The sequence below is a fragment of the Nakamurella multipartita DSM 44233 genome (genome assembly GCF_000024365.1).
GTDB lineage: Bacteria > Actinomycetota > Actinomycetes > Mycobacteriales > Nakamurellaceae > Nakamurella > Nakamurella multipartita.
The window spans coordinates 2495757-2522117 of sequence record NC_013235.1 but is presented as its reverse complement, the minus strand read 5'-3'; the positions used below and the strand labels follow the sequence as shown (position 1 = coordinate 2522117).

Here is a 26361-nt window from a genome sequence, read left to right as displayed (position 1 = left end):
CCTATCCGATCCGGGCCGTGAGCTCCGGCGTGGTCGTCCCGTTGCCGCGGATCGAGTACACGTACGGGGTGTTGGCGAACAGGCCGACATCAGTGAACGAAGTGCCGGTGACCGTGGCGATCCGGATACCCGAACGCAGCACGTCGTAGCTGGCCCCGGCCGACCCGGCCCAGCCCAGCGTGATGGTGCTGCCGGTGGTCCCGGTGACCTTCAGACCGGACGGGCCACCCGATACCGGCCCGGTGGTCGGCCCAGCAGTCGGCTCAGTCGTGGGCCCGCTGGTCGGCGCGGCCGTCGAGGTGCTCGCCGAGGCGCCGTTAAGGGTGGCGGTCAGCTCCGGGGTGGTCACCCCGCCGCCGCGAATCGAGTACACGTAGGGCGTGTTCGGGAACAGCCCGCGGTCGGTGTACGAGGTGCCGGTGACCGTGGCGATCCGGATACCCGACCGCAGGACTTCGTAGCTCGCGCCGGCCGACCCCTGCCAGCTCAGGGTCAGGCTGTCGGACGTGCTGCCCGACACCCGCAGCGCGGACGGGGACGCGGAACCACCGGTCGGCGGGGTCGCCGGCGTGCTGGTGGTCGGCGTGCTGGTCACCGGGGTGCTGGTGGTCGGGGTGCTGGTGGTCGGCGTGCTCGTGGTCGGGGTGCTGGTGACCGGAGTGCTGGTGGTCGGGGTGCCGGACCCGCCGGCGTACTTGACCTCGACGTAGTCGACGACCATCGGCACGCCCGGCTTGGTGCCGGCGTTGGGGCCGCCGCCGAGCTTGTTCGGGAAGGCCCCGCCCATCGCGACGTTGAGGATGATGAAGTACCCGGCGTGGTCGGCCAGACTGTTCCAGGTGGCGGCGGGCACCTGGTTGGCGTTGACGGTGAAGGTCAGCTCGCCGTCCAGGTACCAGCGCAGCTGCTCGACCGGACCGGAGTCGTCCCATTCCAGCCCGTAGGTGTGCATGCCGGCCTGGCAGGTGGTGACCTTGCACGGCGCCCCGGCGTTGTTCACGCCGTTGTTGATGCCCTCCTGCTCGTTGCACGGGCCGCCGGCCCACACGCCGCAGTGCAGCACGTTGTAGGTCCAGTTCAGCCCCTGGACGTTCTCCATGATGTCGAACTCGCCGATGGCCGGCCACGACCAGCGGTCCTGCCGGTACGGCCCGCCCAGCATCCAGAACGCCGGCCAGTACCCCAGGGCCTCGCTGCCGGTGACATTGGGCAACTGCAAACGACTTTCGACGTGCATGACGCCCCCGGCCGGTGGCCGGTAGTTCGATGCGGCCGACTCGACGCGGGCCGAGGTCCACCGGCCGGCGCTGTCCCGTTGCGGGGTGATGTAGAGGTTTCCGTTGCGGACGTCGACGTTCTCCGGCCGGTTGGTCATCGTCTCGATCTCACCGGTGCCGAACGCGTCCGGACCACCCGGGTACGACGTGCCCTGGGTCAGGATCCACTTGTTCGGGTCGGGCAGGCCGCTCCCGGTGAAGTCGTCCCGGAACACGGTCTGCCAGGTGGGGTCGGCCGCGGCGGCCGGACCGGCCGTGGCGATGACGGCCCCGGTCAGGGCGAGGGCGCCGGCCGTGACGATCACGGCGGCGCGGGTGGTCAGGGACCGGAAACGTAGGGACATCGGTGTCCTCTCGTGCGGTTGGCGACGGCGAACGCGTTGGACCATCAGTACTCTCCGCAATGTGTCGATCACCTTGGGTGATCGGACGCTAGCACCGGCCCGACCGCCGCGCGCGCACAGGGCCCGCAGATCAGCCAAATGGTGGAATCGCTCCCATTCGGGGACCCCGCCCGACGACCGCTCCCCCATCCGGCCGTCCGGGTCGGCCCATCAACTGGGGCGACCCCCGGTCCGGGCCGGGGATCAGACCCCCGGGTCAGGCCGCCGGGTCAGCTGCCGGCTCGCCGCTGGCATGGGCGCGATCCAGGCGCGGGAACACCACCTCCTGCACCAGCAGCATGATCGCGGCCGCCGTGGGCAGCGCGACGAGCGCGCCGACCAGCCCGAGCAGGGCGCCGCCGATGAGGATCGCGCAGACGGTGACCAGCGCGGGCATCCGCAGCACCCGGCCGAACACCTTTGGCGTGAGCAGGTAGTCCTCGACCAGCTTGTAGGCCACGAAGTAGCCGATGGTGGCCAGCCCGACCGGCACCGACACGCTGAACGCGGCCAGGGCGACCAGGGCTCCGGCGATCAGCGATCCGATCACCGGGATCAGGTCGAGCAGGGCGAACAGGATGGCCAGCAACAGCGGGTAGGGCACGCCGAATGCGATCAGCCAGACGAAGGTGACCACCGCCGAGATCACCGAGATGACCACGTTGCCCAGCACGTACCCGCCGACCTTGACCATGATCTGGTCCCCCAGCAGGATCGCCCGGGGCCGCCGGGGCGCCGGCATGAACCGGTACAGGGTGGTGCGCACGCGGGGCATGTCGGCCAGGAAGTAGACCGTGAGCACGGCCACCACCAGCAGACCGGAGAACGCACCGAAGACGGCCTCGCCGACGCTGATCACCCCGGAGGCCAGGCCCGGGCCGCCGCCGTCGACGATCTGCTGCACCGTCTCCTGCAGGTGGAAGCGCTGGTTGAGCTGGCCGATGGCCGAGCTGTCGTCGCTGAGTTGGGCCACGTACTGCGGGGCCGCCTCGACCAGCCGCCGACCCTGCTCGACCAGGGCCGGGATGGCGGCGGCGATGAACCCGGCCAGCAGCAGGGTCAGCCCGGCCAGCACGGTGAACACCGCGGCCCAGCGCGGGAAACGGTGGGTGATCAGCCAGGACACGGCCGGTTCCAGGCCGATGGCCAGGAACAGGGCCAGCGCGATCAGCAGCAGCACCTGACCGGCCAGCAGCAGCATCTGGATGATCCCGACCGTCACCGCGACCCCGGCGGTGGCGGCCAGCCCGATCAGGAAGGCCGAGCGCCAGTTCAGCCGGCGGCCCAGCGGCCCGAGCGGGTCGGCCGGCGTGCGCAGCGTGGCGGCGACCGCCTCGGCCTGGGCAATCGGACCCTCCGCGGCGGCGTCGTGCGGCTGTCCGACCCGCGGATGGTGCGCGACCGGCTCGCTCGGCTGCCCGGATTTCGTCCTGGTCATCTGCGGACCTCCTCGCGCTCACCGGACGGCGCCGTCCATCCGCGTGTTTACCCGCCGCCGGCCCGGCCGACGCAGGTCACCCGCCCAGCATGCTCGCGGTCAGCCCGGTGGATCGGTGGGGTTGCGCCGCGGCACGATCAGCGGGTCGGCCGGCGTGAACGGGAACGTGGGCAGCAGCCGCTCGGGCACGTCGAAGGTGGCCGCCAGCACCTCGCGCGAGAAGGCGGTGGCGGTCGCCCGGTAACCGATGTCGCCCGGAGTGGGCTGATCGAAGAAGATCAGGAAGTGGAACTCGTCGTCGCCGACGACCTCGATGTGATGCGGGTACGCCCGCGGCACGAAATAGACATCGCCGGGCGCGAGGAGGTACTCGTCCAGGGTTCCGTCCGGGTCCAGGATCCGCATCCGGGCGTGACCGGTGGCCACGTAGCCCAGTTCCGCGGTCACCGGGTGCCAGTGCGGGGCCCGCATGCCGTTCTCCCGCACCCGCAGGGAGTACATCGAGATGTCCTCCAGCGCGGCCCAGTACTGCCGGCGCGCCAGGTGGGCGGACCCGTAGGCGTAGGTCAGCGGAGCTTGCTGCCCCTCGGCGTCGAACAGGTGGGCGTTGGGCAGTCGCTGGGTGGCCTCGACCGGGGTTCCCGAGCGCCGGGCCACGATTTGCGCGGACGGCGGCCGGGTGAAGGCCTGGAAGGCCGAGGCGGGCAGATCGTAGGTGTTGCCCAGCACCGCGTCGGTCATCGCCGACATGCTGTCGCGCAGCGAGAAGTGCGCCGGCCGTTCCGACCGGAGCGCGATGATCACCTCGGCCTCGTCCGGGCCGATGTTCTCGATGTGGTACACCGCACCGGATTCGACGTGGTACATCTGCCCGGGGGTGACGACGAACGAACTGAACTGGTTGTGATCGCCCAGGATCGAGACCAGGACCGTCCCCCGCAGCAGGTACGAGAGCTGGTTGGCGTTGACGTTCCATTGCGGTTCGCGCATCGCCCCGGAGGCGAGCACCACGCGTTTGATCGACAGACGGCTCAGGATGGGCAGTCGCTGCGCGTCCACGACATGCACGCTGCCCAGGTCGCTGGCGAACGTGGCCTCGGTCCGGGTCAGCGAAACCCAGTGTGGTGAGGGTGCCATGACCGACGATCCTGCATCACGATCGCCGATCCCGCCGGGCTCACACGTCCAGCCGGTACCCGCGCTTGATCACGGTGGCCACCAGGTCGCGCTGCGGCAGCGCCTGCCGTAGCCGGGCGATCGCCACCTCGAGGGCGTGATCGTCCCCGGAGTCGGGCAGCACCTCCTGCAGGCGGGCCTTGGGCACCACCGCCCCGGCGGCGTCCGCCAGCAGGCGCAGCGCGGCGACCGACGTCGGCGACAGCGTGACCCGCTGGCCGTCCAGGGCGGCGCTGCGGCCGCGGATCTCCAGCAGCCCGTGCCGGGTCGGCACCCGGCGGACATGGTGCTCGATGAGGTACTCGCACAGGGTTCGGACCATGGCCCCGAGCCGGTAGCGGTCCGGGTAGATGGCGTCGATGCCCACGGCGTGCAACGGGGCGGCGGTGACCGGGCCGACGACGAACGGCACCACATCGGCCCGCATCGCCGCGACGACCTGGTCGAACCGGTCCCGTTCGCGGGCCGCGGCCAGCAGCGCCTCGGCGGCCGGGGCGCTGGTGAAGGTGACGGCGTCCAGGGAGCGGCCGGCGATCGCGTCGAGCAGGCGCTGCACCCGTTGCGGCTCGGACGGCGCGGTCCACAGGTAGGGCGCCACGGTGATCACCGTGGCCCCGGCCTGGCGCAGCCGCACCAGCTGTTCCTCGTCGACGAACCCGTGCAGCTGGATCGCCACCGTGAGCCCGTCCGCCCCGTTGGCCAGCACCTGGTCGATCAGCGACTCGGTGGTTTCCTCGTCGCTCATCCCCGCGTCCCGCAGGCCGCCGGCCCGGACCGCGCCCCGGGCCTTCGGACCGCGCACGAGAATCTTTGCTTCGCTGAGCACTTCGAGCAACGACGGGCCGAGCCCGGCCGCATCGGCGGCCTCGAGCCAGCCGCGCAGACCATAGGCGGTGGTGACCAGCAGGATGTCCGGCCGGGCGGCGATCACCTCGGCGGTCGCGACGATGAGCCGCTCGTCCTGATCGGCCGGCACGATCCGCAGGGTTGGCGCGTGCAGCACTTCGGCCCCACGACGTTCCAGGGCGGCGATCAGGTCGGCCGAACGGCGGTGCGCGGTCACCCCGATCCGGAAGCCGACGAGCTCGTCGGGATCGAAACCGACCACGGATCCAGTCACGGTCTGTCCGGTCACCCCCGCCACGTCTTCGCGGTCTCGATTATCACCGTCTCGATCGTCACCGTCTCGATCGCTCGGGTGTCGATCGCTCCCGTGGGAGTCTACGTCGGGCACGGGGACCCGCCGGACGCTCGGCGACATGCAGGCACTCCGGACGGGGTTGATCGGCGGCGGCGCGGACGGGCCGCGACCAGGTGGGGAGCTCGATCATCCCCGACCCGGATGTCGCCGCGATCACCATCGGCTCACCGGCTCTCCAGCCGGATGCGAGACGGCCCGGGCGGGCTCGGTTCAGATGTTGAAGCCCAAGGCGCGCATCTGGTCCCGGCCGTCCTCGGTGATCCGTTCCGGACCCCACGGCGGCAACCACACCCAGTTGATCCGGAAGTCGTCGACCAGCCCGGCGTCCGGGCCGGTCAGCGCGGCCGCCACCTGGTCCTCGATCATGTCGGTCAGCGGGCAGGCCGCGCTGGTCAGGGTCATGTCGATGGTGGCGACGCTCTGGTTGTCGGTGCCGGCGTCCACGTGCAGGTCGTAGACCAGACCGAGATCGACGATGTTGATGCCGAGTTCGGGGTCGACGACGTCCTTGAGGGCCTCTTCGAGGTCCTCCAGGAGCTGGGTGTCGATCGGGGCGGCGGGCGCGGCGGGCTGCGCGGCGTCCAGGTCGGCCGCACCACGGCCTTCCCGGCCGGTGCTCAGGTCCTCGGTGCTGGTCATGGATCAGCCCTCCTTCGCGGTGCTCAGTGATTCGGAATCGCCTGCGTCGGGATTGGATTCGGCATCGGCGGCCATGATCTGCACAACGGCGTCCTTGAACGCCATCCAGCCCAGCAGCGCGCATTTGACCCGGGCCGGATACTTGGCCACCCCGGCGAACGCGATGCCGTCGCCGATGACCTCCTCGTCACCCTCGACGGTCCCCCGGCTGGTGATCATGGCGGTGAAATCGTCCAGGGCCTCAAAGACGTCGGCCAGCGGCCGGCCGATGGCCAGGTCGGTGAGCACCGACGTGGAGGCCTGGGAGATCGAGCAACCCAGCGCCTCGTAGGACACGTCGGCCACCACCGGCTCGTCGCCGGTGTCGACCAGGTGCACCCGCAGGGTGATCTCGTCGCCGCAGGTCGGGTTGACGTGATGGACCTGGGCCTCGAACGGATCCCGCAGCCCGTAATGGTGCGGGGCCCGGTAGTGATCGAGAATGATCTCCTGGTAGAGCTTTTCCATCTGCACGGGTCAGCTCACCCCGAAGAATCGTTGGGCCGAGCGCACTCCCGCGGTCAACGCGTCGACCTCGGCGGCGGTGTTGTACAGCGCGAACGAGGCGCGCACGGTGGCGGCGACCCGGAACCGGCGGTGCAGCGGCCAGGCGCAGTGGTGACCCACCCGCACCTGCACGCCGGCATCGTCCAGGATCTGGCCGACGTCGTGCGCGTGCACCCCGTCCACGACGAAGGAGACCGCGGACCCGCGGTCGACGGTGCTCGACGGACCGATGATCCGGACCCCGTCGATGGCCGAGAGCTCCTGCAAGGCATAGCCGGTCAGCTCGGCCTCGTGGTCGGCCACCACCTTCATGCCGACGTCGCGCAGGTAGTCGACGGCCGCGCCCAGGGCCACCGCCTGCGAGGTCATCGGCACACCGGCCTCGAACCGGGCCGGCGGTGCGGCGTAGGTCGAGTGGTCGATGAAGACCTGCTCGATCATCGATCCGCCGGTCAGGAACGGCGGCATGGCGGCCAGCAGCTCGTAGCGGCCGTAGAGCACGCCGACCCCGCTCGGGCCGAACATCTTGTGCCCGGAGAAGGCGGCGAAATCGACGTCCAGCGCGGCCAGGTCGACGCTCTGGTGCGGCACCGACTGGCACGCGTCGAGCACGGTCAGCGCGCCGACCCGCTGCGCGGCGGCGACCAGCACGTCGACCGGGTTAATGGTGCCCAGGACGTTGGACTGGTGGGTGAAGGCCAGGACCTTGGTCCGGGGCGTGATCACCTCGTCCAGGTTCGACAGGTCGAGCCGGAAGTCCTCGGTCACCGAGAACCAGCGCAGGGTGGCCCCGGTGCGCCGGCACAGTTCCTGCCACGGCACCAGATTCGCGTGGTGCTCCATCTCGGTGACCACGACCTCGTCACCCGGCCCCAGCCGGAACCGGCGAGCGGCCGGATCCTGCGAGAAGGTGGCGTTGCCCAGCGAGTAGGCGACCAGGTTGAGCGACTCGGTGGCGTTCTTGGTGAAGATCACCTCGTCGGTGCGCGGCGCCCCGATGAACGCCGCGATCCGCTCCCGGGCCGACTCGTAGAAGTCGGTCGCCTCCTCGGCCAGCTGGTGCGCGCCCCGGTGGACCGCGGCGTTGTGGCCGGTCACGTACTCCTGCTCGGCGTCGATGACGCCGATCGGGCGTTGCGAGGTGGCGCCGGAGTCCAGGTACACCAGCGGCTTTCCGTCCCGGACCGTGCGCTCCAGGATCGGGAAGTCGGCGCGGATCCGCTCGATGTCCGCGGCCGTCAGCTGCTCGGGAGTCACCGTGATCACCTCCTGCGCCATGCTCGTCACCCTCTCCTACCGGTCGTCAGACCGTCGCCGCGGCCGCGGTGCCCACCGCGTCGGTGAAGCGCACGTAACCGTTGGTCTCCAGCTCGTCGGCCAGCTCGGGCCCACCGGACTCGACGATCCGGCCGGCGGCGAACACGTGCACCCGATCGGGCCGGATGTAGCGCAGGATCCGGGTGTAGTGGGTGATCAGCAGCACGCCGGCGCCGTCACCGGACTCGGCGGAGGTCGCCTTGAAGCGGTTCACTCCCTCGGCCACGATCCGCAGCGCGTCCACGTCCAGGCCGGAATCGGTCTCGTCCAGGACGGCGATCTTGGGCTTGAGCAGCGTCAGCTGCAGGATCTCGTGCCGCTTCTTCTCGCCGCCGGAGAAGCCCTCGTTGACCGAACGCTCGGCGAACTCCGGATCGATCTCCAGATCCTTCATCGCGGTCTTGACCTCTTTGACCCACTTGCGCACCGGCGGGGCCTCGCCCCGGACCGCGGTGGCCGCGGTCCGCAGGAAGTTGGAGGTCGACACCCCGGGCACCTCGACCGGGTACTGCATGGCGAGGAAGAGCCCGGCCCGGGCCCGCTCGTCCACGCTCATGGCCAGCACGTCCTCCCCGTCCAGGGTGACCGTGCCGGAGGTGACGTGGTACTTGGGGTGACCGGCCAGCGAGTACGCCAGCGTCGACTTGCCGGAGCCGTTGGGCCCCATGATCGCGTGGGTCTCGTTCGAGGACACGGTCAGGTCGACCCCGCGCAGGATCTCGACCGGTCCCTCCTCGGTCAGCACCGAGACGTGCAGGTCGCGAATGTCCAGGGTTGACATGAAAGCTCTATCTCCTGTGAGTGTCTGGAAGAAATGACGGTGGGCGGCGGCCCGGACGGCTAGATGCCGGCGATGGCCAGCTCGCGCTCGATGATGTCCGCGGTGCGCGCACGCACCGATTCGATGCCGATCTTGAGCAGCACCTCGCCGAAGAAGCCGCGCACCACCAGGCGCTTGGCGACCTCGGCCGGGATGCCCCGGGAGAGCAGGTAGAACAGCTGCTCGTCGTCGAACCGGCCGGTGGCGCTGGCGTGGCCCGCGCCGACGATCTCGCCGGTCTCGATCTCCAGGTTCGGCACCGAGTCGGCGCGGGCGCCCTCGGTGAGCACCAGGTTCCGGTTGAGCTCGTAGGTGTCGGTGCCCTCGGCGGCCCGGCGGATCAGCACGTCGCCGATCCAGACGGTGCGCGCCTTGTCACCCTGCAGCGCACCCTTGTACAGCGCGCGCGACTTGCAGTGCGGGACCGCGTGATCGACGAACAGCCGGTGCTCCAGGTGCTGGCCGGCGTCGGCGAAGTAGACGCCGTTGAGCTCGACATCACCACCGGGACCGTCGTAGACCACGTCGGCGACGACGCGGACCAGGTCCCCGCCGAAGGTCAGCGCGGTGTGCTTGACCGTGGCGTCCCGGCCGACCCGGATGTGGTGGTGCGAGAGGTGGACGGCCTGCGAGTCCCACTCCTCCAGCGCGACGAACTCCAACTGGGCGCCGTCACCGACGACGATCTCCATGTTGTCGGACAGCAGCTGGGTGCCCTCGTGCAGGATCGCCACCTGGGCCTTGGCGTGCGCGCCGACCCGGACGATCAGATGGCCAGCGAAGGCCCGGTCGACCGTGCCACCGGCGAAGGTGACGATCAGCGGCTCGCGGAACTCGGTCTGCGCGGGCACGTCGATCAGCAGGATGCTCTCGCTGGCCTGCCAGGCCCGGGCCGAGGGCCGGTCGGTCGGCAGGTTGCCGGAGATGCCCTTGAGGGCAGCCGCTTCCGCACCGCTGACGCGCCGGACGATGATGCCGGCCGGTCCCTCGACGGTGCGCTCGTTGTCCGCGCCGACGATGCCGTCGAAGGCCCGGTCCTCGCCCAGGCCCTGGAGCCGGCGCAGCGGGGTAAACCGCCAGGCCTCGGACTTGCTCGAAGGCAACGGGTGCGACTCCGGATCCGCGGAGCCGACCCCGTGCAGGTGCGAGTCGATCCCCTTGCTCCGGACGGTCGCCCCGCCGACATGACTGTGTTCGGTCAGACCGTGCTGACTCACAACGGGCGTGCTGGCGGTCACGTCAGCCCACCGCTCCTTCCATCTGCAGTTCGATCAATCGGTTCAGTTCCAGGGCGTACTCCATCGGGAGCTCCCGGGCGATCGGCTCGACGAAGCCGCGGACGATCATCGCCATCGCCTCGTCCTCGGTCAGACCGCGGCTCATCAGGTAGAACAGCTGGTCCTCGCTGATCTTGGAGACGGTCGCCTCGTGGCCCATCGACACGTCGTCCTCGCGGACGTCGACGTACGGGTAGGTGTCGGTCCGCGACAGCGTGTCGACCAGCAGTGCGTCGCACTTGACGGTGGACCGGCTGTGGTGGTTGCCCGGGTTGACCTGCACCAGACCGCGGTAGGACGTGCGCCCGCCGCCCCGGGAGACCGACTTGGAGATGATCGTCGAGGAGGTGTGCGGGGCCAGGTGCAGCATCTTGGCCCCGGTGTCCTGGTGCTGGCCCTCGCCGGCGAAGGCGATGGAGAGCACCTCGCCCTTGGCGTGCTCGCCCATCAGCCAGACCGACGGGTACTTCATGGTCACCTTGGACCCGATGTTGCCGTCGACCCACTCCATGGTCGCGCCCGCCTCGGCCTTGGCCCGCTTGGTGACCAGGTTGTAGACGTTGTTCGACCAGTTCTGGATGGTGGTGTAGCGGCAGCGGCCGCCCTTCTTGACGATGATCTCGACGACCGCGGAGTGTAGCGAGTCGGACTTGTAGATCGGCGCGGTGCAGCCCTCGACGTAGTGCACGTAGGCGTCCTCGTCGACGATGATCAGCGTCCGCTCGAACTGGCCCATGTTCTCGGTGTTGATCCGGAAGTAGGCCTGCAGCGGGATCTCGACGTGCACGCCCGGCGGCACGTAGACGAACGAGCCGCCCGACCACACGGCCGTGTTCAGGGCCGAGAACTTGTTGTCGCCGGACGGGATGACCGAGCCGAAGTACTTCTCGAAGATCTCCGGGTGCTCGCGCAGGCCCGAGTCGGTGTCCAGGAAGATGACGCCCTGCCGCTCCAGATCCTCCTGGATCTGGTGGTAGACCACCTCGGACTCGTACTGCGCGGCGACGCCGGAGACCAGCCGCTGCTTCTCGGCCTCCGGGATGCCCAGCCGGTCGTAGGTGTTCTTGATGTCGTCGGGCAGGTCCTCCCAGCTGGCGGCCTGCTTCTCGGTCGACCGGACGAAGTACTTGATGTTGTCGAAGTCGATGCCCGACAGGTCGGCGCCCCAGGTCGGCATGGGCTGCCGGCCGAACAGCTCCAGCGCCTTGAGGCGTCGCTGAAGCATCCACTCGGGCTCGCTCTTCTTGGCCGAGATGTCGCGGACGACGTCCTCGTTCAGACCGCGGCGGGCGGTGGCGCCGGCGCTGTCACTGTCCGACCAGCCGAACGCGTACCGGCCCAGTTGGTCGATCGTCGCGGCCTGCTCGATCCTGGCCTGGCTCAGTTCCGGTTCCTGCGTGGTGGTCATGAACGGTCCTTCCGGTATCTCGGAACACGGCGGGCGTGCGGCGGCTGGCCCGGTGTCGTACGGCACTGCGGCGGTGACTGGATCTTCGAATCTGTGAATCTGAATCAGTGAGGCGGCGGTTCGGTGGATCGGTGGGCTAGGCGGAGCTGCGATGCGGGGAGATCGTGGCCAGCGGGATGAAGGTGGTGCACACCGGGTCCCCCCGGGCGATCGTGGCCAACCGCTGCGCGTAGGAGCCGAGGGCGCGGGTGAAGACCGCCATCTCCTCCTCGCACAGCTGCGGATACTTCGCGGCGACGTGTCCGACCGGGCAGTGATGCTGGCACAGTTGCTGCCCGACCCCGACCTGTTCGAGCGAGGCGGAGAAACCGGCGGCGGTCAACGCCTCGGCCAGCACCCCGGCCCGGGTGGCCAGATCCGGCGCGGCCTCCAACCGGTCGGTGAACGGTTCGACGATCGCCTCGGCCCGGCGGCGGGCGAATTCGGAGACCGACTCCGGCCCGGCGACCTGCTGCAGGTATTCCAGCGCCTGCACGGCCAGGTCGTCGTACTGGTGCGGCAGCCGTTCGCGGCCGACATCGGTGAGCAGGTAGGACCGGGCCGGGCGGCCCCGTCCCCGTTGCCCGCGGGCGGACGCCTCACGGGAGCGCACCGCGCCCTCGGCGAGCAACTGGTCCAGGTGCCGGCGCACCGCGGCCGGCGAGATGCCGAGCCGGGCCGCCAGGTCGGCCGCGGTGATCGGACCGTCCGCGAGCAGCAGTTGGATGACCGCCTCACGGGTCCGGCCCTCGCCGCGGTCGTTCGTCGAGGGTGCCTCGAGGGCACCATCGAGCGCGGCAGCGGTTTTCACAACACCAGTGTGACCTTTTTCCCGGCGAAGATCAAAGGCCGCCTGCGCAGGTCGGTGTGGTCCCGGACACGCAGGTCAGCCTCACCTTCGTTGTCACCGTCCGGTCGGCCGCCGGCGCGGGCCGCCACCGCACCGCCCGCCCTACACTGCTGCGGTGGCGGCGGACCGGCTGGTGGTCGGAGCGACCGGCGGACCGGGCGAGGACATCGACGGGACGGCCGGCGCTCTCGATGCGGTCGAGGTCAAGCAGCTGTCCCGGTTGCGCCGCTGGGGCACGGTCGGCGCGTTGCTGCTGATGCTGGGCGCCGGGTCCTCCTACGGCGCGGCGACCCCGATCCCCAACCCGGTCGACGGCCTGCGGATCCTGGGGCTGCTCTCCCGGATCGGCCCGGCCGCCCTGGCCTGCTCGTACGCCGGGATCGGGCTGATCGTGCTGTGCTGGGTGCTGATCGGCCGGCTCGCCGCGCCCGGCCGGCCGCGCCGGCTCTCCCGCAGCCAGCTCTCGCACACCCTGGCCATGTGGGCGGTCCCGTTGCTGGTGACGCCGCCGCTGTTCTCCCGGGACGTCTACTCCTACCTGGCCATCGGCTCGATGATGAGCCACGGCTTCAACCCCTACGAGTCCGGCCCGTACGACACCCTGGGCGACGCCGATCCCTACGCTCATCAGGTCGACGTGCGCTGGCAGCACACCGCCAGCCCCTACGGCCCGGTCTACCTGCTGATCGCCCAGGGGGTGGTCAGCCTGGCTCAACAGAACGTGATCGTCGGCGTGCTGCTGCAGCGGCTGGTGGAACTGGTCGGCGTCGCGTTGATCGTCTGGGCGCTGCCCCGGCTGGCCCGGATCTGCGGCTTCGACCCGGTGGCCGCCCTGTGGCTGGGCGCCCTGAACCCACTGGTGCTGTTCCACCTGATCGGCGGCGGGCACAACGAGGCGCTGATGCTCGGGGCGATGCTCGCCGGGCTGGTGATCGCGCTGGAGCGCTCGATGATCGGCGGCGTCGTGCTGATCACCCTGGGCGTGGGCATCAAGGCGACCGCGGCCATGACCCTGGCCTTCCTGGTGATCATGCTCGCGCTCCGGGCCGGCGGCCGCTGGCGTGACCTGGTGCGCTGCGGCCTGCAGGTGGGCGTGGTCGCCGCCCTCACCTTCGCCGCATTCACCGCGGTGGCCGGGGTCGGCTTCGGCTGGGTGGCCGCCCTGGGTGCGCCGGGGACCGTCCGCTCGTTCCTGTCGGTGTCCACCAGCCTGGGCGTCATCTCCGGCCAGGCCGGCCTGCTGCTGGGCCTGGGCGATCACACCCAGGCCGTGCTGGACGTCATGCAACCGGTCGGCACCCTGATCGGGGCCGGCATCGCGGTGGCGATCATGTGGCAGTGCTGGCAGCGCCGGATCAACCCGATCATGGGCCTGGGCATGGCGATGGGCGCCTTCGTGCTGCTGGCGCCGGTGATCCAGCCCTGGTACCTGCTGTGGGCGGCGCTGCCGCTGGCCGTGTCCACCGCGGACCCCCGGGTCCGCACCGCGGCGGTCTGGCTCACCGTGTTGTTCTCGGTGACGATCATGCCCAACGGCGCCACCATCCCGGTGTTCGTCATCGTCCAGGCGGTCATCGTCGCCGCGGTCGTGGTCGGCGGGGTGTCTTACGGCCTGCGGCGCGCCGGGCTGCCCTCGGCCCGCGTCGAGCCGGTGCCCGAGCCCTGAGCCGATCCGGTCGCCCGGCGGGCCCGCCACCGGCGACCGGCCGTCCATCCGGTCACCACCGCCACCGCGACCAGGCCACCCGCCACCACGTCCACCACGTAGTGCTCGGCGGTGTAGACCAGCGCGAACCCCATCGCCAGTGGATAGCAGACCAGCGCGAGGCGAGCCCACCCGCCCGCGCCGGCCCAGAAGAACGCGGCGACCAGCGCCGCGGCGGCCGCATGCATCGAGGGCATGGCGGCCACCGGGTTGGCCGACGCCTGCCCCACCCCGAGCAACCGGGCAACCGGGGACAGGCCGAGGTAGTCCCAGCCGATACCGGAGATCCGGTCAGCCGGACCGGCGAACCCCAGGTCGGCGGCGATCCACGGCGGGGCCATCGGATAAAGGATGTAGACGGTCGTGCCGATGGCGACCATCAGGGTGACGCACCCGATCCAGGCGCGGAAGCGGGCGCGGGTCCCCCACCGCCACAGGACGAGGGCCACCGCCGGGATCACGACGAAGTGGCTGACGTAGACCAGCGCGACCACGGCGTCGTACCAGCGCGGCCCGGACGGGTCGTACAGGCGCTGCTGCAACCAGCTCGTCGGCAGGGCGCCGAAGACGAACTCGTCCACCCGGACCGGTTCGACGACGTGCAGGGGCAGCCCGATGTGGTTCACCGCGCCCGGCACGATCCGGTCACGCAGCGGCTGGTTGACCGCGGCCGCCAGCCAGTAGGCCAGCAGAACCCCGCCCAACGGCAGCCAGACCTGCCGCACCTGGGCCAGCGCGCCGCCCCACCACGGGGCCTTCAGCTCGATTCCCGGCAGCTCGATTCCCGGCGGTCCGGGTCCCACGTCCTCATGCTCGGCCGGTACCCGCCAGCGGCCCCGCGGAACCCGGCCGACCGCCCCGGACACCCACCGGGACGCCGGGCCGTTCGATCCTTGACACATGCCTATATCGGAATATGATTGGCTGATGGCCAGGGCAGCGACGACGACCGACGCGTTCAACGCGGTCGCCGAGCCCCGGCGCCGGCAGATCCTCGACCTGCTGGCCGGCGGCGGCCGGCCGGTCAACGAGCTGGTCCAGGCGTTGGGCATCCCGCAGCCGCTGGTCTCCAAGCACCTGCGGGTGCTGCGCGAGGTGGGCCTGGTGCAGGTTCACGACCGGGGCCGGCAGCGCGTGTACCGGCTCGACGGCGAACCCCTGCGACCGATCTACGAGTGGGTCCGCCGTTACGAACAGACCTGGAACGCCAGGTACGACCTGCTCGACACGGTGCTCGACGAGCTCCAGCACCCGGATCGGGCATCGGGACAGCACGAAGGAGAAACGCCATGACCACCTCGACGACCCACACCGCCGTCGTCAGCCTGCCGTCGGACACCCAGATCCTGATCACCCGGGACTTCAACGCGGAGCGCCACCTGGTGTACCGGGCGCACGTCGAGCCCGACCTGATCAAGCGGTGGTGGGCCGGCGAGCGGGGGCAGGTCGACAGCGCCGAGGTGGACCTGCGGATCGGCGGCCGCTGGCGCTACGTGATGACGGCCCACGAAGGCTTCGAGGTCGCCTTCCACGGCGAGTACCGGGAGATCGTGCCGGACGAACGGATCGTGTGCACCGAGGTGTTCGAGGGCGTGCCGGACGGCGACCTGGATCCGGCCCTGTGCACGTACACACTGACCGATCTGGGCGGTCGCACCCGGCTGACCGTGCTGACCGAGGTGTCCAGCCGGCAGGTTCGCGACATGATCCTCGACAGCGGGATGGACAGTGGCATGCAGGAAGGCATGGACGCGCTGGAGCGGGTCGCACAGTCCCTGGCCTGACCCTCGGGCGGGCACAAGTGATCCAGCCCGCATCCGCACGGCGACCGAGGGCCTTCGGCGCCACCTATCCTCGACTACCGTGACCCTCCCCGCGCCCGACCCGGATCTGCCCGTGCTGCAGGTCGACGGTCTGGTCCGCACCTTCGGCGCCCTGCGCGCGGTCGACGGGGTGTCTCTGACCATCGCCCGCGGTGAGCTGGTGACCATGCTCGGACCCAACGGGGCCGGCAAGACCAGCACCCTGGACACCTGCACCGGCTTCGCCAAACCGGACGGCGGCACCGTGCGCGTGCTCGGTCTGGATCCCTGGCGGCAGGCCGCGCAGGTGCGGCCCCGGATCGGGGTGATGCTGCAGGCCGGCGGGTCGCACGCGGCGGCCCGCACCGGCGAGATGCTCCGGGTGATCGCCCGTTGCTCGGCTCGCCCGCTCGACCCGGACTGGCTGCTGGAGGTACTTGGCCTGCAGCCGGTGGCCCGTACCCCGGTCCGGCGCCTGTCCGGCGGGCAGGTGCAGCGGCTGAGCCTGGCCATGGCGCTGGTCGGCCGGCCCGAGTTGCTGTTCCTGGACGAGCCGACCGCCGGCATGGATCCGCAGGCCCGGCACCTGGTGTGGGACCTGTTGCAGGCGGCACGAGCCGACGGGGTGACGATCCTGCTGACCACGCACCTGCTGGACGAGGCCGAGCTGCTCTCGGACCGGGTCGTCATCGTCGACCACGGCCGGGTGATCGCCGCCGGCGCGCCCAGCGAGCTGACCGGCGGTCCCGAGCAGCGCCGGCTCACCTTCGGCGCGGCCCCCGGCCTGGACGTCGAACTGCTGCGGCTAGCCCTGCCGGACGGCTTCCTGGTCCGCGAGATGCAGCCCGGGCGCTACCTGGTGGAGGGCGACATCCGGCCGGCCACCGTCGCCACGGTCACCTCGTTCTGTGCGCGGGTCGGCATCATGCCCGGCGACCTGCAGGTCAACCACCGCTCGCTGGACGAGGTCTACCTGGAACTGACCGGACGGGAGATCCGCCGATGACCGGCCCCGACCTGAGCGGGGTGGCCAATTCGCCGTTCATCCCCGGCACTTTCGCCCCCGACCCACGGCCGGCGCCGCCGCTGCGACGGATCGGGGCGACCGCCGGTCTCGAACTCAGGGTGACCCTGCGCAACGGCGAACAGCTGCTGCTCGCGCTGATCATCCCGCTGGTCGCGCTGATCGGCGGCGTCACGATCACCCTGATCGCCCTGCCCGAGCCCCGCATCGACGCGGTACTGCCGGGCGTGATCGTGCTGGCCGTGTTCTCGGCCGCATTCACCTCGCAGGCCATCACCACCGGCTTCGACCGGCGGTACGGCGTGCTCAAACGGCTGGCCGCGGCCGGGGTCGGCCGGGCGCAGCTGCTGGCCGGCAAGTGCGTCGCCACCCTGGCCGTCATTGCCGGTCAGCTGGTGGTGCTCGGCATCGCGGCGGCGATCCTGGGCTGGCGTCCGCACGGCAACCCGGCCTGGGCGCTGCTGGTGGTGCTGCTCGGGGCCGCCGCCTGCGTCGGGCTGGCCCTGCTGCTGGGCGGCACCCTGCGGGCCGAGGCCGTGCTGGCCGTGGCCAACCTGGTCTGGCTGGTGTTCGTGGCGGTCGGCGGCGTCATCGTGCCGCTGGATCAGGCGCCGGCCGGCCTGCGCACCATCGGCGAGCTGACCCCGCCCGGGGCCATGTCCCAGGCGCTGCGCGCCGCGATGGACGGGGCCACCCCGTCCGCCTTGTCCCTGCTGGTGCTCGTGGCCTGGGTCGTCCTGGGCTGGGCGGCGACCGTACGGTGGTTCCGATGGCTATGACGACGTCCGCGAGCACCGGCGAGCCCGGTTCCCGACCCACCGATCCCTGGTGGCGCCGGGCCCCCTCGCATCAGCTGCAGAAGGCGTTCGCCTGGGCGGCGGTGGTGACCAATGGCCTGATCGCGGTCACCGGGGCCACGGTCCGGGTCACCGGGTCCGGCCTGGGTTGCCCGACCTGGCCGGAATGCCACCCGGGCTCGCTCGTCCCGGTGAGCCGGGCCGACTTGTCCCCCATCCACCAGGCCATCGAGTTCGGCAACCGCACGCTGACCGGCCTGGTGCTGGTCGCCTCGCTGGGCCTGTTCGTGGTGCTCTGGCGGGCCCGCCCGCAGCGGCCCGGACTGGTCAAGCTGTCGGCGGTGCTGCCCGCCGGGGTGCTGTTCCAGGCGCTGTGGGGCGGACTGACGGTGCTCACCGGGCTGGCCTGGTGGACCGTCGCCCCGCACATGCTGGTCTCGCTGGTCCTGCTGTTCGTGGCCATCGTGGTGCTGGTCCGGCTGGACGAGACCGACGAGCCGCCGGTGCCCGTGGTTCCCCGCCCGCTGCAGCTGCTGACCTGGGCGACCGTCGTCGTGCTCGGGGCGCTGTGCGTGGCCGGCACCCTGGTCACCGCGGCCGGACCGCACGGGGGTGACGACGCCACGCCCCGGCTGGATCTGCCGGTGCGGGCGCTGGCCCAGGTGCACGCCGACCTGATGTTCGCCTATCTGGGCCTGCTGGTCGCGATGACCGTCGGCTACCTGGCCGTGCGGGCCCCCCGCGCGCTGATGGTGCGCGCGTACGTGCTGATCGGGGTCACCGCCGGGCAGGGCCTGATCGGACTCGTGCAGTACGCCACCGGGGTGCCCGAGGTGCTGGTGGTAGCGCACGTGCTCGGCGCCACCCTGCTGGTCGCCGCGGCCGCCGCGGTGGCGCTGGCGACCCGGGACCGGGGCGTTCACCGACCCAGCACCGAGGCCACCGCGGAGGCGTCCGACAGCGTGCGCAGCGCGGCTTCCTCGACCGGCTGAAGCCGGCCCGGGCCGCGGCCGGCGCGGGCCGCCACCCGCACCAGCCGGCTGGTCCGCGTCGGCACCGGTTCGGGTTCGGGTACCCAGGCCGGGACCGGCGGGGCCACGAACACCATCCGGCCGCGGTCCCGCCGCCGGTGTCGAACGGGTCGATTGATCATCACTGCGCTCCTGGGTCGATCGTGAGTCGATCGGGGGCTAGACCGGATCGGCCCGATCACATGTGGCCCAGGCCCGGAGCCGGCGCGCTGGCCAGGATCTCCTCGTAGCGGGCCGCCCGCACCTCGTTGACCAGCGAACGGGCCTCCTCGCGGTCGCGGACCACCTTGGACACCACGACGGTGGCGAACACGGCGCTGATGATGCCCATGCCGAGCATCCACTGCTGCTGCACCGGGATGTTGAGCATCCAGATGTTGGCCAGGTTCCACACGCCGGTCGCGGCCAGGAACGCGACCGAGGCGCCGAAGAACGCGCCGGTGTGGGAGTTGACGACCTTGGGACCGTTGACGGTGCTGTTCGAGGCCATGACGGGAACCTTTCCGGGTCGACGGCTGCCCCCGTTGTCGGGGTAGCGGGCAGCCACTGGTGGGGGGTGCACGCAGCGATCGGACGCTGCGTGTGCGGGATCGACGGTTGACCCGAACGGGCCACCGCGGACAGCCGGGTCGCAGGGGCTGCGACCGCGGCGGGCTCAGCCCTCGCGCGGGCGGCGGCGAGCCTGACGCACCGGGGCCGCGGCCCGACGGTGCTTGGTGCTGACGACGGCCTTGGCCAGGCTGTGCCGCCGGCCGTCGAGCTGATGCACCCGGAGCACCTGTTCGAGCTTGGTGTGCCGGATGCGCGACGCCTGCTTGCTGATGCCCTGGGCGTCGCCGATCTCGGAATAGCTGGTCTGCGGAAGCGACGAGCGCAACGAATGCACGGCCTGACCCTCGATGATGTCGAGAACCAGCCGGGCCCGGGAGATCAGCCGGATCTTGGCCAGCTCGAACTCCTCCTCGCTGTCGGGCTCGTCCGGGAGCACCGCGGCGTCCGCCAGCAAGGTTGCGATGTAGTCGTACATCTCGCCGAGTTCCACGTCACAGACGATGCCATGTGACAACGCACGTTGTCAACGACAATTCGCGTTGTCGTGGACAATTTTTGTTGTCGGCCTCAGCGGCCGGTCCCGGCCATCCGTCGCCGGTCCGCCGGGCGGGGTGAGACGGACGCGGCCAGCTCGCGGGTCCACTCGTCGGCCACCGCGATCCCGGCCTGCTCGCACCACTGGCCGGCTTCGGCGACCGTGGGGGCGATGGCATCGCAATACGCGCCGTCGGTGCCGACCACCACGATGCGGACGCCGACCCGGCCGATGGGAGCGATGACCGCCTCCCCGCCACCGCCGTGCGCGGCCAGGAACGAGCGGAGCCGTGCGGGCTCGCTCACCAGGGCCAGCCCACGACCGGAAGACCGATCGCCGCGTCCACGGCCCAGGCCACCGACACCGCGGTCAGGTACAGGTTGGACAGGTGGAACAGGGTCATCGGCTTGGCCGCCGCGCCCTTGAGCACCCGCGTGTGCAGCAGATGGGCCAGCGCCAGGAACCACAGGCCGGCCGGGACCGCGACGGCGGCATAGATCCAGGAGGAGGCCGGAATCAGCAGCATCGAGCAGGCCACCATGGCCCAGCTGTAGAGCACGATCTGCCGCACGACCTCCCGGTCGGAGGCGACGACCGGGAGCATGGGCACCCCCGCGGCCGCGTAGTCGGCCCGGTAGCGCATCGCCAGTGCCCACGTGTGCGGCGGCGTCCAGAAAAAGATGACGCCGAAGAACACCCAGGCCGGCCAGCCGATGCTGCCGGTGACGGCCGACCAGCCGATGATCACCGGCATGCAGCCGGCCAGGCCGCCCCACACGATGTTCTGCGAGGTGCGGCGCTTGAGCCACATGGAGTAGACGAAGACGTAGAACAGGATGGCCACGACCGCGAGCACCGCGGCCTGCCATGTGGTAAAGACCAGCAGCACCGCGGCGGCCAGGATGCCCAGGATCACCCCGAAGACGAGTGCGGCCCGCGGGGTGACCGCGTGCCGGGCCAGCGGCCGGGCCCGGGTCCGGCGCATCACCGCGTCGATGTCCGCGTCGACCACGCAGTTCAGGGCGTTCGCGCTGCCGGCGGCCAGGGTGCCGCCCACGAGAGTGGCGATCAGCAGACCGATGCCCGGCACCTGGCGCTGCGCGGCGAACATCGCCGGGATCGTGGTGATCAGCAGCAGTTCGATGATCCGCGGCTTGGTCAGCGCCACGTAGGCGCCGAGTCGGGCCCGCAGGCCCACCTCACCCCGGCCGGCGACGACCGCAGCATCCTCGCCGGATCGGGACGCGACCTCCACAGGACTCCTCTGGCTCAGCGGCGACGGTTCGTGCGGCGAACAGAACCGGCCGAGGTGACGACCGCGGCGGCGGGCGTCGGACCGAACAAAGGCTCATCCTAGGTGGGCCCGGTACCGGCTGCCGGATCGCCCCGGCAAGTGTCGCGATCGGCGATCTCACGGCGAGGTCGTCGCTCTGTGAACACCGCGACATCGGCCCTCAACGCGCCCGTACTAGGCTTGACGTGCTCCGCAACCGAATGTCATCACCGTCACACGTTCCGCGAGTCGCGCGCCCGAGGCAGTCGGCTCGCCCCCCTTGGAGGCTGGCCCCACCGTGACCGCTCAGCTCGATTCCGCTGCTGCTGCTGATATCCCTGCGTTGACGACGGCGTATGTGCCCGATGACTGGTCGGAGTTGGACCGGCGGGCGGTGGACACCGCGCGGGTGTTGGCCGCGGACGCGGTGCAGAAGGTCGGCAACGGGCATCCCGGCACGGCGATGTCGTTGGCGCCGACGGCGTATTCGTTGTTCCAGCGGGTGATGCGGCACGATCCCGCGGACCCGCACTGGGTGGGCCGGGACCGGTTCGTGCTGTCCTGCGGTCATTCCTCGTTGACCCTGTACGTGCAGCTGTACCTGGGCGGGTTCGGCCTGGAACTGGCCGACCTGGAGGCGTTGCGGACCTGGGGTTCGCTGACCCCGGGCCACCCGGAGTACCACCACACCAAGGGTGTGGAGATCACCACCGGCCCGCTGGGTCAGGGCCTGGCGTCCGCGGTCGGGATGGCCATGGCGGCCCGCCGGGAACGGGGCCTGTTCGATCCGGACGCCCCGGCCGGGCAGTCGCCGTTCGACCATTTCATCTACGTGCTGGCCTCCGACGGTGACATCGAGGAGGGCGTCACGTCCGAGGCGTCCTCGATCGCCGGCCGGCAGCAGCTGGGCAACCTGGTCGTGATCTACGACCACAACGACATCAGCATCGAGGACGACGTCAACATCGCGCTGAGCGAGGACGTCGCCGCCCGCTACGAGGCCTACGGCTGGCATGTGCAGCAGGTCCAGGGCGGGGAGAACGTCACCGGCATCCTCGAGGCGATCGAGAACGCCAAGGCGGTGACCGACCGGCCCTCGTTCATCGAGCTGCGCACGATCATCGCCTACCCGGCGCCGACCCTGATGAACACCGGCAAGGCCCACGGCTCCGCGCTGGGCGATCCCGAGGTCGCCGCGGTCAAAAAGATCCTCGGGTTCGACCCCGACCGCAGCTTCCAGGTCGACGACGAGGTGATCGCGCACACCCGCGGGCTGCTCGATCGGGGCGCCGCCGCTCGAGCGGACTGGCAGACCGGGTTCGATGCGTGGGCCGCCAAGAACCCGCAGCGCAAGGCGTTGTTCGACCGGTTGACCGCCCGCGACCTGCCCGACGGGTGGACCAAGGTGCTGCCGTCGTGGGACGTCGACCCCAAGGGCATCGCGACCCGCGCCGCGTCCGGCAAGGTCCTGAGCGCGTTGGGGCCGGTGCTGCCCGAACTGTGGGGCGGCTCGGCCGACCTGGCCGAATCCAACAACACCACCATCGAGGGCGCCGACAGCTTCGGCCCGGTCGATGCCGCGACCAAGCACTGGAACGCCCAGCCCTACGGGCGGACCCTGCACTTCGGGATCCGGGAACACGCCATGGGCGCGATCCTGTCCGGGATCGTGATGCACGGCCCGACCCGCCCCTACGGCGGCACCTTCCTGCAATTCAGTGATTACATGCGCGGCGCGGTCCGCCTGGCCGCGCTCATGGGTGCCCCTGCGATCTACGTCTGGACCCACGACTCGATCGGTCTGGGCGAGGACGGCCCGACCCACCAGCCGGTGGAGCACCTGGCCGCGCTGCGCGCGATCCCCGGCCTGAGCGTGGTGCGCCCGGCCGACGCCAACGAAACCGCCTACGCCTGGCAGGCCGTGCTGGACCGCCAACACGACTGGTTCACCGGCCCGGTCGGACTGTGCCTGACCCGCCAGGCCGTGCCCGTCCTGGCCGGGACCACCGCCGACGGCGTCGCCAAGGGCGCCTACATCCTGGCCGACTGGGATCCCACCGCCGAGCGCAAGGTCATCCTGATGGGCTCGGGCAGCGAGGTCCAACTCGCCGTCGCCGCCCGCGACACGCTGGCCGCCGACGGCATCAGCGCCCGCGTGGTGTCCGTGCCCTGCCTGGACTGGTTCGAACAACAAGACGCCGCCTACATCGAGTCCGTGCTGCCCACCGCGGTCACCGCCCGGGTCAGCGTGGAAGCCGCCATCGCCCAACCCTGGTGGCGCTGGCTCGGCGCCCACGGCACACCCGTCTCCCTCGAGCACTACGGCGCCTCCGCCGACGCCACCACCCTGTTCACCAAATTCGGCATCACCAGCCAAGCCGTCGCCGACGCCGCCCGCGCCAGCCTGGCCGCCGCGGGCTGATTCGCGCCCACCCCACCAGACCCGTCACCATCCACCGTTCGAGGAGTTCGCACCATGACCGACCGTCTTGCCGATCTGACCGCCCAGGGCGTCTCCCTGTGGCTCGATGACCTGTCCCGCCAGCGCCTGCACTCGGGCAACCTGAAGAACCTGATCGAGACCTGGCACATCAGCGGGGTCACCACCAACCCGTCGATCTTCCAGGCCGCGCTCAAGGACGGCGCGTCCTACCAGAAGCAGCTCGACGAGCTGGCCGCTCGGGGCGCCTCCGTCGACGACACCGTCCGCGAGGTCACCACCGACGACGTCCGGGACGCCTGCGACCTGTTCACCGGCATCTTCCAGGCCACCCACCACGTCGACGGCCGCGTCAGCATCGAGGTCGACCCCCGGCTGGCCCACGAGACCCAGGGCACCATCGACCAGGCCGCCGAGCTGCACAAGATCGTCGACCGGCCCAACGTGCTGATCAAGATCCCGGCCACCGAGGCCGGGCTGCCCGCGATCACCGCCGTCATCGGCGAGGGCATCAGCGTCAACGTCACCCTGATCTTCAGCCTGGAGCGCTACCGCGCCGTCATGGCCGCCTACTTGGACGGCCTGGAGCAGGCCGCCGAGGCCGGCCACGATCTGTCCGAGATCCATTCGGTGGCCTCGTTCTTCGTCTCCCGGGTGGATTCGGAGATCGACAAGCGGCTCAAGGCGATCGGCTCCCCCGAGGCCGACGCCCTGGAGGGCCAGGCCGCGATCGCCAACGCCCGGCTGGCCTACCAGGCCTACGAGCAGACCTTCACCGGCCCGCGTTGGGAGGCGCTGGCCGCCAAGGGCGCGAACAAGCAGCGTCCGCTGTGGGCGTCCACCGGGGTCAAGGATCCCAAGTACGACGACACCCGCTACGTCGTTGAGCTCGTCGCCCCGGAAACGGTCAACACCGCCCCGGAGAAGACGATCGCCGCCGTCGCCGACCACGGCGTGATCACCGGCAACACCATCGAGGGCACCTACGCCCAGGCCTCCGCGGTGTTCTCCGGCCTGGAGGCCCTGGGCATCGACCTGGACGACGTCTTCGCCGTTCTGGAGACCGAGGGCGTCGACAAGTTCATCGCCGCCTGGGAGGAGCTGCTGGAGTCGGTCTCGCAGGAGCTGGCCAAGCACGGCAAGTAGGCACGCTGCGCGCAGGGGCTCGTCCCGGTCGTCCGGGCGGGCCCCTGCGCCGCCGGTGACCGGTTCACCCGATTGTGCGTTCACTCGATCCTGAAGGAAGGACCACCACCTCCATGGTGACCTCATCCAGCCGGCTGGCCGCCGCGGTGAACCCGCTGCGCGATCCCCGCGACAAGCGGCTGCCGCGCATCGCCGGGCCGTCCGGCATCGTGATCTTCGGGGTCACCGGCGACCTCGCCCGGAAGAAGCTCATGCCCGCGATCTACGACCTGGCCAACCGCGGGCTGCTGCCGCCGGGCTTCGCCCTGGTCGGTTTCGCGCGGCGCGACTGGACGAACGAGAACTTCGCCAAGATCGTGCACGACGCCGTCCGGGAGCACTCGCGCACGCCGTTCTCCGAGGACGTCTGGCGGCACCTGGCCGAGGGTTTCCGGTTCGTCCAGGGCGCCTTCGACGACGACGACGCGTTCGACACCCTCGCCCAGACCCTGCTGGACCTGGATCGGGTCCGCGGCACCGGGGGCAACCACGCGTTCTACTTCTCCATCCCGCCGGGGGCGTTCCCGGTGGTGCTCAAGCAGCTCAAGCGCTCCGGGCTGTGTGAACCGCACGGCGAGGAGTGGCGCCGGGTCGTCATCGAAAAGCCCTTCGGGCACGACCTGAAGTCCGCGGTCGAGCTCAACAGCCTGGTCGGCGAGGTGTTCCCGGAGTCCAGTGTCTTCCGGATCGACCACTACCTGGGCAAGGAGACTGTCCAGAACCTGTTGGCCCTGCGCTTCGCCAACCAGCTCTACGAGCCGATCTGGAACAACAACTACGTCGACCACGTGCAGATCACCCAGGCCGAGGACATCGGCGTGGGTGGTCGGGCCGGCTACTACGACGGTATCGGTGCCGCCCGGGACGTCATCCAGAACCACCTGCTGCAGCTGATGGCGCTGACCGCGATGGAGGAGCCGGTCACCTTCAAGCCCAACGACCTGCGCCGGGAGAAGGTCAAGGTCCTCTCGGCCGTGCAACTGCCGCACGACCTGGCCTCCGGCAGCGCCCGCGGCCAGTACGCCGGCGGCTGGCAGGGGGCCAGCAAAGTGCTCGGGTACCTGGAGGAGGACGGCATCTCCCCCGACTCGGCCACCGAGACCTACGCCGCGGTCAAGCTGCTCATCGGCAACCGCCGGTGGGCCGGGGTTCCGTTCTACCTGCGCACCGGCAAGCGGCTGGGCAAGCGGGTCTCGGAGATCGCGGTGGTGTTCAAACGCGCGCCGCACCTTCCGTTCTCGCGGTCGGACACCGAGGAACTCGGGTCCAACATGCTGGTCATCCGGGTGCAGCCGGACGAGGGCGTCACCATCCGCTTCGGGTCCAAGGTGCCCGGCCCGGCGATGGAGGTGCGCGACGTGTCCATGGACTTCTCCTACGGCCAGTCGTTCACCGAGGCCTCGCCGGAGGCCTACGAGCGACTCATCCTGGACGTGCTGCTGGGCGAGCCGTCGCTGTTCCCGCAGGACCGCGAGGTCGAGCTGTCCTGGGAGATCCTGGACCCGTTCGAGAAGCACTGGGCCCGCGCCGGTTCCAAGCTGGAGCAGTACGAGCCCGGCTCCTGGGGGCCGGCCAGCGCCGACGCGATGATGGCCAAGGACGGGCGAAAGTGGCGGCGTCCATGAGCCCGGCGTCCATGAGCCCGG

Annotated in this window: 26 protein-coding genes; 9 read left to right on the top strand and 17 right to left on the bottom strand. The window is 70.7% G+C overall.

All coding sequences use genetic code 11. The annotated features are described in order from the left end of the window. Window position 1: 1 nt before the first annotated feature. The 11 genes from NAMU_RS27330 to NAMU_RS11305 form a co-directional block, all read right to left on the bottom strand. A complete protein-coding gene (locus NAMU_RS27330; protein WP_015747552.1) occupies window positions 2–1621 on the bottom strand; it encodes a family 16 glycosylhydrolase in 1620 nt (539 codons plus the stop codon). Between the two features lie 256 nt (window positions 1622–1877). Beyond that, a complete protein-coding gene (locus NAMU_RS11350) occupies window positions 1878–3098 on the bottom strand; it encodes an AI-2E family transporter (RefSeq protein ID WP_015747551.1) in 1221 nt (406 codons plus the stop codon). Window positions 3099–3197: 99 nt separating this feature from the next. Continuing rightward, the gene (locus NAMU_RS11345; RefSeq protein ID WP_015747550.1) at window positions 3198–4235 is read right to left on the bottom strand and encodes a cupin domain-containing protein; all 1038 of its coding nucleotides are present in this window, start codon (window positions 4233–4235) and stop codon (window positions 3198–3200) included. Window positions 4236–4275: 40 nt separating this feature from the next. Further along, window positions 4276–5394, bottom strand: a complete 1119-nt coding sequence (locus NAMU_RS11340) for a uroporphyrinogen-III synthase (RefSeq protein ID WP_041370408.1) — start codon at window positions 5392–5394, stop codon at window positions 4276–4278. Between the two features lie 291 nt (window positions 5395–5685). Then, window positions 5686–6114: a metal-sulfur cluster assembly factor gene (locus NAMU_RS11335; RefSeq protein WP_015747548.1), complete on the bottom strand. Its 429-nt coding sequence runs from the start codon at window positions 6112–6114 to the stop codon at window positions 5686–5688. A gap of 3 nt (window positions 6115–6117) precedes the next feature. Continuing rightward, window positions 6118–6627, bottom strand: coding sequence for a Fe-S cluster assembly sulfur transfer protein SufU (sufU, locus tag NAMU_RS11330; protein WP_041368761.1), 510 nt, complete (start codon window positions 6625–6627; stop codon window positions 6118–6120). Between the two features lie 3 nt (window positions 6628–6630). Then, a complete protein-coding gene (locus tag NAMU_RS11325) occupies window positions 6631–7938 on the bottom strand; it encodes a cysteine desulfurase (RefSeq protein WP_015747546.1) in 1308 nt (435 codons plus the stop codon). A 25-nt stretch (window positions 7939–7963) separates the two neighbouring features. Then, complete coding sequence (gene sufC / locus NAMU_RS11320) at window positions 7964–8758, bottom strand: Fe-S cluster assembly ATPase SufC (protein ID WP_015747545.1); 795 nt, start codon at window positions 8756–8758, stop codon at window positions 7964–7966. Between the two features lie 59 nt (window positions 8759–8817). Then, a complete protein-coding gene (sufD, locus tag NAMU_RS11315) occupies window positions 8818–10035 on the bottom strand; it encodes a Fe-S cluster assembly protein SufD (RefSeq protein WP_015747544.1) in 1218 nt (405 codons plus the stop codon). Window position 10036: 1 nt separating this feature from the next. Then, window positions 10037–11482 carry a Fe-S cluster assembly protein SufB gene (gene sufB / locus NAMU_RS11310; RefSeq protein ID WP_015747543.1) on the bottom strand — a complete coding sequence of 482 codons (1446 nt, stop codon included), beginning with the start codon at window positions 11480–11482 and terminating at the stop codon, window positions 10037–10039. Between the two features lie 136 nt (window positions 11483–11618). Further along, window positions 11619–12332: a helix-turn-helix transcriptional regulator gene (locus tag NAMU_RS11305; RefSeq protein WP_015747542.1), complete on the bottom strand. Its 714-nt coding sequence runs from the start codon at window positions 12330–12332 to the stop codon at window positions 11619–11621. A 154-nt stretch (window positions 12333–12486) separates the two neighbouring features. Between NAMU_RS11305 and mptB the strand changes: the two genes are divergently transcribed. After that, entirely contained in the window at window positions 12487–14037 is a 1551-nt protein-coding gene (mptB, locus tag NAMU_RS11300) for a polyprenol phosphomannose-dependent alpha 1,6 mannosyltransferase MptB (protein ID WP_015747541.1), read from the top strand. On the opposite strand, the gene NAMU_RS27325 is transcribed toward mptB, so the two are convergent. Further along, window positions 13977–14978 (bottom strand): phosphatase PAP2 family protein, encoded by a 1002-nt coding sequence (locus NAMU_RS27325; RefSeq protein WP_083785804.1) that lies wholly within the window; start codon window positions 14976–14978, stop codon window positions 13977–13979. The two genes, mptB and NAMU_RS27325, sit on opposite strands and share 61 nt — an antisense overlap. A gap of 25 nt (window positions 14979–15003) precedes the next feature. Here NAMU_RS27325 and NAMU_RS11290 point away from each other — a divergent pair, with 25 nt between their 5' ends. The 5 genes from NAMU_RS11290 to NAMU_RS11270 all read left to right on the top strand — a co-directional run bounded on the left by NAMU_RS11290 (window position 15004) and on the right by NAMU_RS11270 (window position 18691). Beyond that, window positions 15004–15369 carry an ArsR/SmtB family transcription factor gene (locus NAMU_RS11290; RefSeq protein ID WP_041368759.1) on the top strand — a complete coding sequence of 122 codons (366 nt, stop codon included), beginning with the start codon at window positions 15004–15006 and terminating at the stop codon, window positions 15367–15369. Next, window positions 15366–15860 (top strand): SRPBCC family protein, encoded by a 495-nt coding sequence (locus NAMU_RS11285; RefSeq protein ID WP_015747538.1) that lies wholly within the window; start codon window positions 15366–15368, stop codon window positions 15858–15860. Before NAMU_RS11290 ends, NAMU_RS11285 begins: the two co-directional genes overlap by 4 nt. A gap of 79 nt (window positions 15861–15939) precedes the next feature. Continuing rightward, entirely contained in the window at window positions 15940–16884 is a 945-nt protein-coding gene (locus NAMU_RS11280) for an ABC transporter ATP-binding protein (protein ID WP_015747537.1), read from the top strand. Beyond that, a complete protein-coding gene (locus NAMU_RS11275) occupies window positions 16881–17681 on the top strand; it encodes an ABC transporter permease (RefSeq protein WP_015747536.1) in 801 nt (266 codons plus the stop codon). The genes NAMU_RS11280 and NAMU_RS11275 overlap by 4 nt, the downstream gene beginning before the upstream one ends. Further along, window positions 17672–18691, top strand: a complete 1020-nt coding sequence (locus NAMU_RS11270) for a COX15/CtaA family protein (protein ID WP_217180817.1) — start codon at window positions 17672–17674, stop codon at window positions 18689–18691. Before NAMU_RS11275 ends, NAMU_RS11270 begins: the two co-directional genes overlap by 10 nt. Here the strand turns inward: NAMU_RS11270 and NAMU_RS11265 are convergent. The 5 genes from NAMU_RS11265 to NAMU_RS11245 form a co-directional block, all read right to left on the bottom strand. Then, a complete protein-coding gene (locus tag NAMU_RS11265) occupies window positions 18619–18852 on the bottom strand; it encodes a hypothetical protein (RefSeq protein ID WP_015747534.1) in 234 nt (77 codons plus the stop codon). The two genes, NAMU_RS11270 and NAMU_RS11265, sit on opposite strands and share 73 nt — an antisense overlap. 56 nt (window positions 18853–18908) lie before the next feature. Continuing rightward, window positions 18909–19220, bottom strand: coding sequence for a hypothetical protein (locus NAMU_RS11260; RefSeq protein ID WP_015747533.1), 312 nt, complete (start codon window positions 19218–19220; stop codon window positions 18909–18911). 165 nt (window positions 19221–19385) lie between these two features. After that, window positions 19386–19772, bottom strand: coding sequence for a hypothetical protein (locus tag NAMU_RS11255; protein ID WP_041368757.1), 387 nt, complete (start codon window positions 19770–19772; stop codon window positions 19386–19388). Between the two features lie 77 nt (window positions 19773–19849). Further along, on the bottom strand, window positions 19850–20122 hold the full coding sequence (locus NAMU_RS11250; protein WP_015747531.1) for a hypothetical protein: 273 nt from the start codon (window positions 20120–20122) through the stop codon (window positions 19850–19852). Continuing rightward, window positions 20119–21072 carry a heme o synthase gene (locus NAMU_RS11245; protein WP_015747530.1) on the bottom strand — a complete coding sequence of 318 codons (954 nt, stop codon included), beginning with the start codon at window positions 21070–21072 and terminating at the stop codon, window positions 20119–20121. The genes NAMU_RS11250 and NAMU_RS11245 overlap by 4 nt, the downstream gene beginning before the upstream one ends. Before the next feature lie 316 nt (window positions 21073–21388). Between NAMU_RS11245 and tkt the strand changes: the two genes are divergently transcribed. The 3 genes from tkt (at window position 21389) to zwf (ending at window position 26340) form a co-directional block, all read left to right on the top strand. Then, window positions 21389–23512 (top strand): transketolase, encoded by a 2124-nt coding sequence (gene tkt, locus NAMU_RS11240; RefSeq protein ID WP_015747529.1) that lies wholly within the window; start codon window positions 21389–21391, stop codon window positions 23510–23512. 54 nt (window positions 23513–23566) lie between these two features. Then, window positions 23567–24676, top strand: coding sequence for a transaldolase (tal, locus tag NAMU_RS11235; protein ID WP_015747528.1), 1110 nt, complete (start codon window positions 23567–23569; stop codon window positions 24674–24676). A 113-nt stretch (window positions 24677–24789) separates the two neighbouring features. Next, window positions 24790–26340, top strand: a complete 1551-nt coding sequence (gene zwf / locus NAMU_RS11230) for a glucose-6-phosphate dehydrogenase (RefSeq protein ID WP_015747527.1) — start codon at window positions 24790–24792, stop codon at window positions 26338–26340. Window positions 26341–26361: the final 21 nt, after the last annotated feature.

Coding starts and splice junctions, on each gene's coding strand:
- NAMU_RS27330 (WP_015747552.1), bottom strand. CDS start 1,621: ATGTCCCTACGTTTCCGGTCCCTGACCACCCGCGCCGCCGTGATCGTC.
- NAMU_RS11350 (WP_015747551.1), bottom strand. CDS start 3,098: ATGACCAGGACGAAATCCGGGCAGCCGAGCGAGCCGGTCGCGCACCAT.
- NAMU_RS11345 (WP_015747550.1), bottom strand. CDS start 4,235: ATGGCACCCTCACCACACTGGGTTTCGCTGACCCGGACCGAGGCCACG.
- NAMU_RS11335 (WP_015747548.1), bottom strand. CDS start 6,114: ATGACCAGCACCGAGGACCTGAGCACCGGCCGGGAAGGCCGTGGTGCG.
- NAMU_RS11325 (WP_015747546.1), bottom strand. CDS start 7,938: ATGGCGCAGGAGGTGATCACGGTGACTCCCGAGCAGCTGACGGCCGCG.
- sufC (WP_015747545.1), bottom strand. CDS start 8,758: ATGTCAACCCTGGACATTCGCGACCTGCACGTCTCGGTGCTGACCGAG.
- sufB (WP_015747543.1), bottom strand. CDS start 11,482: ATGACCACCACGCAGGAACCGGAACTGAGCCAGGCCAGGATCGAGCAG.
- NAMU_RS27325 (WP_083785804.1), bottom strand. CDS start 14,978: ATGTGTCAAGGATCGAACGGCCCGGCGTCCCGGTGGGTGTCCGGGGCG.
- NAMU_RS11290 (WP_041368759.1), top strand. CDS start 15,004: ATGGCCAGGGCAGCGACGACGACCGACGCGTTCAACGCGGTCGCCGAG.
- NAMU_RS11285 (WP_015747538.1), top strand. CDS start 15,366: ATGACCACCTCGACGACCCACACCGCCGTCGTCAGCCTGCCGTCGGAC.
- NAMU_RS11275 (WP_015747536.1), top strand. CDS start 16,881: ATGACCGGCCCCGACCTGAGCGGGGTGGCCAATTCGCCGTTCATCCCC.
- NAMU_RS11270 (WP_217180817.1), top strand. CDS start 17,672: ATGGCTATGACGACGTCCGCGAGCACCGGCGAGCCCGGTTCCCGACCC.
- NAMU_RS11265 (WP_015747534.1), bottom strand. CDS start 18,852: ATGATCAATCGACCCGTTCGACACCGGCGGCGGGACCGCGGCCGGATG.
- NAMU_RS11260 (WP_015747533.1), bottom strand. CDS start 19,220: ATGGCCTCGAACAGCACCGTCAACGGTCCCAAGGTCGTCAACTCCCAC.
- tal (WP_015747528.1), top strand. CDS start 23,567: ATGACCGACCGTCTTGCCGATCTGACCGCCCAGGGCGTCTCCCTGTGG.
- zwf (WP_015747527.1), top strand. CDS start 24,790: ATGGTGACCTCATCCAGCCGGCTGGCCGCCGCGGTGAACCCGCTGCGC.